Consider the following 7445-nt stretch of genomic DNA (forward strand, 5'->3'; position numbering starts at 1 on the left):
TCAGCCGCCGAGGACCTCGCGCATGCGGTCGATCTCGACGGTCTGCTCGGTGGCGACGGAGTTGGCGAACTCGTTGAGCGTCAGGTCGGAGCCGACAGTGAGCAGGTTGGTGGCCATCTCGATGGCGCCCTGGTGGTGCTCGGTCATCATCCGGACGAAGAGCGTGTCGAAGTCAGCGCCACGGGCCGCCGCGAGCTGCCGCATCGCCTCTGGCGACTGCATGCCGCGCATGGTGCCGTGGTCGTGTCGCTGCACCTCCGCCGGGAGGCCACGGGTCTGCAGCCAGCCGCGCATCATGCCCATCTCCGGCCCCTGGCTGGCCCGGATGCGCTCGGCGATCGCCCGGACGTCGGGGTCGGCGGCCCGGTCGGGGGCGAGCTCCGCCATCGCCAGGGCCTGCGCGTGGTGCGGGATCATCATCCGGACGAACCAGACGTCCAGCGAGTTGTGCGGGGCGGGACCGGCGTCGCGGACCTCGTGCGCCGGGCGGGTGGCCGCCGTCTCGCCTGGACGGCCGGGCGCGATGACGGTCAGGTCGGTGGGGACGGGGCTGGCCGGCGGCGACGCGGCGGAGGTGGCGGGGGCGGAGACCGGCCGCGGTGCGCTCGTACCGGTGTCGCCGTCGAGGCGGATCACCATGAACACCACCAGCGGCAACACGAGAGCCAATGTGACGACGGCCAGGATGCGTGCGCGCCGGTTGGTCATGGGCCACTCCCTGCAGTCGAGGTCACCGCGATGCTATCCATTGAAGAACCCGCTTTCATGTGATCCAGCTCACATCGACGATCTTCGTCGGACGGTAACGTGTCAACCATCGTCTCCCCCTTGCGAAGGGCCCCGCCGATGATCAGATTCCACAAGCCACGGTTACGACAACTGCGTGTCGTGGCGCTCGCCACGACCGGCCTCCTCGTCGCCAGCGCCCTCGTCGCCCCGGCGAGCAGCGCCCAGACGGTGCCGCAGGCGGCCCCGGCTCCCGCGCTCACCAACACGATCCCCGGCGTCGACGAGATCGTCAGCAGCCCCAACCTGCGCCAGATCGCCAACCTGCCCAAGGTCGCCCCACTGGACGCGACGAACAGCGACATCGCCTTCCAGGGCAAGTACGCGTTCGCCGGCAACTACAACGGCTTCGTCATCTACGACATCTCGCGGCCCAGCGCGCCGACGGTCAAGGCCCGGGTGCTCTGCCCGGGGTCGCAGAACGACATCTCCGTCCACGGCGACCTGCTCTTCCTCTCCACCGACTCGTCGCGCAGCGACGACTCCTGCAACAGCACCACGCAGGGAGCGGACGTGAAGGGCTCGTGGGAGGGCATCAAGGTCTTCGACATCAAGGACAAGGCCAACCCGCGCTACATCAAGTCCGTCGAGACCGCCTGTGGCTCCCACACCCACACCCTGGTGCCGGGCAAGGACCGCAAGGCCGTCTACCTGTACGTCTCGTCGTACAGCCCGCGGGCCGAATTCCCGGACTGCCAGCCGCCGCACGACTCCATCTCCATCGTCAAGGTGCCGCTGAAGAAGCCGACCGACGCGGCAGTGGTCGCGACGCCGAACCTCTTCCCGGACGGTGGCTTCCCCGGCAGCCCGACCGGCTCGGCGACCACCGGTTGCCACGACATCACCGCCTACCCGTCGAAGGACCTGGCCGCCGGCGCCTGCATGGGTGACGGCATCCTGCTCGACATCAAGAACCGCGAGGCCCCCCGGGTCATCAACCGGGTCCGGGACGAGACCAACTTCGCGTTCTGGCACTCGGCCACCTTCAACAACTCCGGCACCAAGGTGATCTTCACCGACGAGCTGGGTGGTGGCGGGGCGGCGACCTGCAACGAGGCCGTCGGCCCGAACCGCGGGGCGGACGCCATCTACGACATCGCCGGCCGCGGCAACGCCCGGACGATGACCTTCCGCAGCTACTACAAGATCCCCCGGGCGAACGCCGACACCGAGAACTGCGTGGCGCACAACGGCTCGCTCATCCCGGTGCTCGGCAAGGACATCATGGTCCAGGCGTGGTACCAGGGTGGCATCTCGGTGTTCGACTTCACCGACTCGGCCAACCCGAAGGAGATCGCCTTCTGGGAGCGCGGCCCGCTGTCGGCCGACACCTTCGTCGGCGGCGGCACCTGGTCCGCGTACTACTACAACGGCCACATCTACTCGAACGACATGGTGAAGGGCCTGGACGTCCTGGAGCTGAACGACTGGCGTACCTGGTCGGCCAAGCTGACCCGTTACCAGGAGCTCAACGTGCAGACCCAGCCCAGCTACCTGGGCTGGTAGGCACCGCGCACCACACCGGGCCCGGTCCCCGATCGTCGGGGGCCGGGCCCGGCCCGTGTCCGGCGGCAGGTCGCCACGGTGGGGCTGGTCACCAGGGCGTGGGGTTGCCGGGCACCTGGTCAGACCCTGTGTCAACGTGAACAGTTGTGACAGTCGCAGCCCCGCCCGAACCGACCACGCGTTGGCGGCCCCACCCGCTGGACGTGGTGGCGGCCGTCCTCGCCGTCGTCGGGGCGGCCTGCGCGCTGAGCGGGCTACTCCCCCGGGCCGAGACCACCGCCACCCTGCACCGGATCCTGCCGCTGCTGCTGTTCCTCGGCACCGTGATCGTGCTCGCCGAGCTGACCGCGGTGGCCGGTGTCTTCGACGTGCTGGCCAGCCGACTGGCCATCGCCTCCCGGGGCAGGTGGGCCGCGCTGTTCCTGCTCTGCGGCGGTCTCGCCACGCTGACCACCCTCGTACTCAACCTCGACACCACAGCCGTACTGCTCACCCCGGTGCTGCTCGCGCTGGCCCGCAACCTGCGGATCCCCGCCGCCCCGCTCGCCGTCACCACGGTCTGGCTGGCGAACACCGCGAGCCTGCTGCTGCCGGTGTCCAACCTGACCAACCTGCTCGCCGCCGAGCGGGTCGGGCTGGCACCGCTGACGTACGCGGCTCGGATGGCGTTGCCACAGCTCGCCGCCGTGGCGGTCACCATGGCCCTGCTCTGGTTCCTGTGGTGGCGGCGGGAGCGGCCAGCCGGTGGGCGCTTCGTCCCGCCGACCCGGCACGTACCGGCCGACCCGGTGCTGCACCGTACGGCGCTCGCCGGTTGCCTGATCTTCGTCGCCGGCATCCTCGCCGGCGTGGAGATCGAGATCGCCTCCACCGTCGGGCTCGCGCTGGTGCTGGTCGGGTTCCTGGTCCGCTCCCCCGCCACGCTGCGCCCGGGGCTGGTCCCCGTGCGCCTGCTGTTCTTCGTCACCGGCCTGTTCCTGGTGGTGCAGACCCTCGGCCGGCACGGGCTGGACGACCTGGTCGGCACCCTGGTCGGCGCCGACGGCGGCGCCCTGGGCGCCCTGCGCGCCGGTGGCACCGGAGCGCTGCTCGCCAACGCCGTGAACAACCTGCCCGCCTACCTGGCCGGCGAGTCGGTGCTGCCGGCCGGTGACCACACCCGCCTGCTGGCCCTGCTGATCGGCACCAACGTCGGCCCGCTGGCCGCCCCCTGGGCGTCACTGGCCACCCTGCTGTGGTTCGAGCGCTGCCGGGCGGCCCGGGTCGCGGTGCCGGTGACCCGCTTCGTGCTGACCAGCACCCTGCTCGCGGTCACCGCGACGCTCGCCGCGGTCGGCGCGCTGCTGCTGGTGAGCTGAGCGCTCAGTCGCGGTACACGGCGACCTGAAGCTCGGTGACGCCCTTCTCCGGGGTGTCCGGGCAGTAGTCGAGGTAGACCTCCCGGGCGAAGCCGTCGGTGCGGTAGCCGTTCGCCTCGATCCACCGGGCGAGCGCCTGCATGCTCGGCTCGACGTCGTCCATCGCCCCGTGATGGATGGTCGTCGCGGCGGTGCGCAGCTCCGGCAGGTCACGCACCGTGACGTCGGGCGCCGCGGACGGCTCGACGTCGACGAGCACACCGGCGTGGACGACGACAGCGTCGCCGCCCGGGTCGACGGGCTCGTACCAGGCGATGCTCGGCCCCGTCGGGGTGATCCCGGCGGCGGTCAGCCGACGGAACAACTCCGGGTAGAGCGGCTGGATCACCGGGCCGATGTCCTCACCCTGGTAACTAGGCGCGACGGCGATCAGCTCCGCCACGCGGACCGGCGCGATCTCCTTGAGGACGACGTCCTGGGTGGTCATCCGTCCCTCCGACTCGATCATCCGAAGCCTCGCCTCGACGGCCGTGAGCCGGGCCGTGTCGGCGGCCAACTGTTCCGCCAGCTGGCTCCGGCGCAGCCGCAGCATGCCGCGCAGCTCGGCCACGTCGACGGCGTCGTCGACGATGGAGCGCACCTGTTCGAGGGTGAGGCCCAGCTCCTTGAGGGCGATCACCCGGTTGAGCCGGCGCAGCTGGTCGGCGCGGTAGAAGCGGTAGCCGGTGTGCGGGTCGACGCTGGCGGGGGGCAGCAGGCCGATGCTGTCGTAGTGGCGCAGCATCCGTACCGACACCCGGCCGAGTCTGGCGAAGTCTCCGATGGTGAACATGGCCCCCTCACACTCGTCCCTGACACCGTGTCAGAGTCAAGCGTGGCGTGCGGGGCAGCCGTCAGTGGCGGGCGGGGCGCGGGCCGACCAGCCGGCGGACCATCGGAGCGGCGTTCCACTTGGCCGCGCCGACCAGGTCGCGGGCGTGCTCCAGGACCGTGTAGTCGGGTCGGGTCAGCCCGTCGGCGATGGCCCGGTCCAGGTCGTTGCCGCAGCGGCTCAGCACGGTGTCGAAGTCCCGGCGGACCGGCTCCTGCAGGTCGTAGCCGAAGGAGCGGTGCAGCCGGGCGAAGAGCGGCTTGTACAGCCGGACCCGCTCGTGCAACCCCGACGAGTACGACATCGGGTTCTTCGGACGGCGGAGGATGTAGTCCGGCAGCACGTCGGCGAACGCCCGCCGGACGATCCACTTCTCCTGCCCGTGGCGCAGCTTCAGATCCACCGGCAACCGCATCGCCAGCTCCACCACGCTGAGGTCGAGGAACGGCACCCGGGCCTCCACGCCGTACGCCATCGCGGCCCGGTCGACGCGCTGCAACTCGGTGCGGCACAGGTTGCGGATCCGGTGCAGGAACAGTCGGCGGGCCGCCGCCGGGGCGACCTGGTGATACATCGGGTACCCGCCGAACAGCTCGTCGGAGCCGTCGCCGGTCAGCACCACCTTGATGCCCAGATCGCGGAGCCGCCGGAAGATCGGCACCGAGACGACCGCGTTGATGATGTCGCCGTACTCGGTCAGCTCGGAGATCCGGACGGCCTCGCGGACGTCGGCGAGCCGGATGTCGCGCGGGCGCAGTTCGACCACCACGTGTGGCACGTCGAGGTCGGCGGCCAGCCGCCGGGCGTACGCCACGTCGGGGCTGTCCGCGACGCCGACTGTCACCGCGACGCAGTCCGGGTGAATGTCGCGGACCTGCCGCAGGGTCAGCGAGCTGTCCAGGCCACCGGAGAGCACCACCCCGACGGTCAGGTCGGTCTCCACCCGCATCCGGATCGAGTCGCTGAGCGCGGCGCGGACCAGCAGCGCGGCCTCGTCCGGGTCGTCGATGACCGGCAGGCCGTCGGCGATGGTGAGCAGGTCGACGTACGGGCTCAGTCGCACGTGCCCGTCCGCCTCCGCCCAGCCGTGGTGCCCGGGCGGCACCTCGGCGATCGGGGTGCCGTGCCCGACGAGTGCCTTGACCTCGGAGGCGAGGTGCAGGCAGCCGGGTCGACGGGACCAGTACAGCGGCTTGACCCCGAGCGGGTCGCGGGCCAGGTACGCGCGGCCGGTGGCCCGTTCGACGACCGCGAAGGCGTACTCGCCGCGGAGTCGGGTTGCCGCCGCCTCGCCCCACTGCTGGAACGCGGCGAGCAGCACCTCGGTGTCGCTCTCGGTGCGGAAGGTCTGCCCCAGGCGGGTCAGCTGCGCCCGCAACTCCCGGTGGTTGAAGATTTCGCCGTTGAAGCAGAGCAGCCACCGCTCGTCGGTCGACGTCCACGGCTGCACCGCCCGGTCCCGGTCGACGATCCGCAGCCGCCGGGTGCCGGCGAGCAGCCCGCTCTCGGACCGGGTCTCGGTGACCTCACCACGCGGGGCCAGGGCGGCGAGCATCCGCCGGAAGGTCGCCGGGTCGGCCTCGGGGCCGATACTCAACGCGATGCCGCACACCGGCTCAGACCCCCATCTCAGCCTCGTAGGACCGGCGTAGACGACGCCGGGCGGTGGGCGCGAGACAGAGGTGCCAGGCCTGCCCCTCGTCGATCACGTTCAGCTCACCGGCCTCCTGCCGGCTCAGCAGCAGTTCCGCCAGGGCCTCGCGCGCGCCGAAACGCTCGAACCAGGCCAACTCGACGTCGGCCGAGTAGCCGAGGCAGTGCCCGCTGGGCAGCATCGCCGCGTAGCCCAGACGGCGCAGCCGGTACTGGTGTTCTGCGCTGCGGACCAGGCTGGTCACCCAGAGCGGCGGGGTGGCCGGCGGCGCGACGGCGGAGAACTCCCGTCCGATGTCGTTGAGCAGCGCCACCACCTCGCGCCGGGCGCGGCGGAACAGCAGCCCCGCGGTGCGCGGGGTGGCGTCGGGTCGCAGCCGGCGACGCAGCCCGCGGGCGGCCCGGCCCAGTATCGTGGCGGGCTGCTCCTGGTAACGGAAGCGCAGCAGGTCGCGGCGGCGCAACCATTCCAGGTCGACCAGCTCGGGACTGCCGTTGACCTGGTCGTCGGTGACGAAGGTCGGCGCGTCCTGCCACCACAGCACGTCGATGCGGGAGAGCAGGTAGATCCGGACCAGCGCGCTGAGGTCGGTCGCCGACGTGCGCTCGTTCGGTTGGTAGCGGGCCATCTCCAGCAGCAACGTCTCGCGCGCGCCGATCAGCCCCTGCGGGGTGGCGTCGAGGACGGCGGCGAGCGCCGGTTCCCGCAGCCGCTCGTCGATGAGCACCTGCCGGGCCCGGGTGCTCGCCGCGTCGGCCAGTGCGCCGACCTCGACCAGCAGTTCGGCGACGGCGGCCCGGTAAGCGGGCAGGTCGGGGGCGGGGGCGGACACGCGGCGGGGGGTCGCACCGGAGGGTCGACGGCGGGCCGGGGCGGTGGGCGACGGAGGCGAACCGGGCTGCTGTCCCGGGCTACGGCTGGGCACTCGCATGACGGGTCCCTCTCTCCGGTCACGGCACTGGGTAGGTTCGCCCTGAAACACACCGTAATCATCGGGACCGGAACGGACCGAACATTCCTCCTATCTCCCCTCGAAGGGTGCGCGGACGACGCACCGGCCCCAGGCGGTGGCACGGTCAATGTGGTGCCTTTGGAGCATGAGCCAAGCCAAGCCAAGCCCTCCCCGCACCGCGAGCGCTCAGGCCGCCGCTGTCAGTCGCCGCCCCTGGGCACCAGGGCCTGCACCTCGGCGTACGACGGCAGTCCTCCCGCAGCGGTGGGCCCGCCGCCGCGGACGGCGTCGGCGGCGGCGAGCGCGGCGCCCAGCGCG

At 71.6% G+C, this 7445-nt stretch carries 6 protein-coding genes; 2 read left to right on the forward strand and 4 right to left on the reverse strand.

Annotated features, from left to right (window positions below; genetic code table 11):
• The gene (locus tag AB0B68_RS30975; protein WP_357264472.1) at positions 1-708 is read right to left on the reverse strand and encodes a DUF305 domain-containing protein; all 708 of its coding nucleotides are present in this window, start codon (positions 706-708) and stop codon (positions 1-3) included.
• Positions 709-846: 138 nt separating this feature from the next.
• Here AB0B68_RS30975 and AB0B68_RS30980 point away from each other — a divergent pair, with 138 nt between their 5' ends.
• Together AB0B68_RS30980 and AB0B68_RS30985 are read left to right on the forward strand one after the other, a co-directional pair.
• Positions 847-2292, forward strand: a complete 1446-nt coding sequence (locus tag AB0B68_RS30980) for a hypothetical protein (protein ID WP_357197810.1) — start codon at positions 847-849, stop codon at positions 2290-2292.
• A 146-nt stretch (positions 2293-2438) separates the two neighbouring features.
• Entirely contained in the window at positions 2439-3650 is a 1212-nt protein-coding gene (locus tag AB0B68_RS30985; protein WP_357264475.1) for an SLC13 family permease, read from the forward strand.
• A 4-nt stretch (positions 3651-3654) separates the two neighbouring features.
• Here AB0B68_RS30985 and AB0B68_RS30990 read toward each other — a convergent pair whose 3' ends face one another.
• The 3 genes from AB0B68_RS30990 to AB0B68_RS31000 form a co-directional block, all read right to left on the reverse strand.
• Entirely contained in the window at positions 3655-4482 is an 828-nt protein-coding gene (locus AB0B68_RS30990) for a MerR family transcriptional regulator (RefSeq protein WP_357264478.1), read from the reverse strand.
• A gap of 61 nt (positions 4483-4543) precedes the next feature.
• Entirely contained in the window at positions 4544-6133 is a 1590-nt protein-coding gene (locus tag AB0B68_RS30995) for an asparagine synthase-related protein (RefSeq protein ID WP_357197801.1), read from the reverse strand.
• 4 nt (positions 6134-6137) lie between these two features.
• Positions 6138-7106 carry a DUF5715 family protein gene (locus AB0B68_RS31000; RefSeq protein ID WP_357230068.1) on the reverse strand — a complete coding sequence of 323 codons (969 nt, stop codon included), beginning with the start codon at positions 7104-7106 and terminating at the stop codon, positions 6138-6140.
• Positions 7107-7445 lie beyond the last annotated feature (339 nt).

Origin of the sequence: Micromonospora sp. NPDC049049, from assembly GCF_040649115.1 — a bacterium.
In the GTDB taxonomy this organism is placed as follows: domain Bacteria; phylum Actinomycetota; class Actinomycetes; order Mycobacteriales; family Micromonosporaceae; genus Micromonospora.

Bases quoted from the DNA above. Each gene is read 5' to 3' on its own strand.
- AB0B68_RS31000 (WP_357230068.1), bottom strand. From the start codon at position 7,106: ATGCGAGTGCCCAGCCGTAGCCCGGGACAGCAGCCCGGTTCGCCTCCG.
- AB0B68_RS30975 (WP_357264472.1), bottom strand. From the start codon at position 708: ATGACCAACCGGCGCGCACGCATCCTGGCCGTCGTCACATTGGCTCTC.
- AB0B68_RS30980 (WP_357197810.1), top strand. From the start codon at position 847: ATGATCAGATTCCACAAGCCACGGTTACGACAACTGCGTGTCGTGGCG.
- AB0B68_RS30990 (WP_357264478.1), bottom strand. From the start codon at position 4,482: ATGTTCACCATCGGAGACTTCGCCAGACTCGGCCGGGTGTCGGTACGG.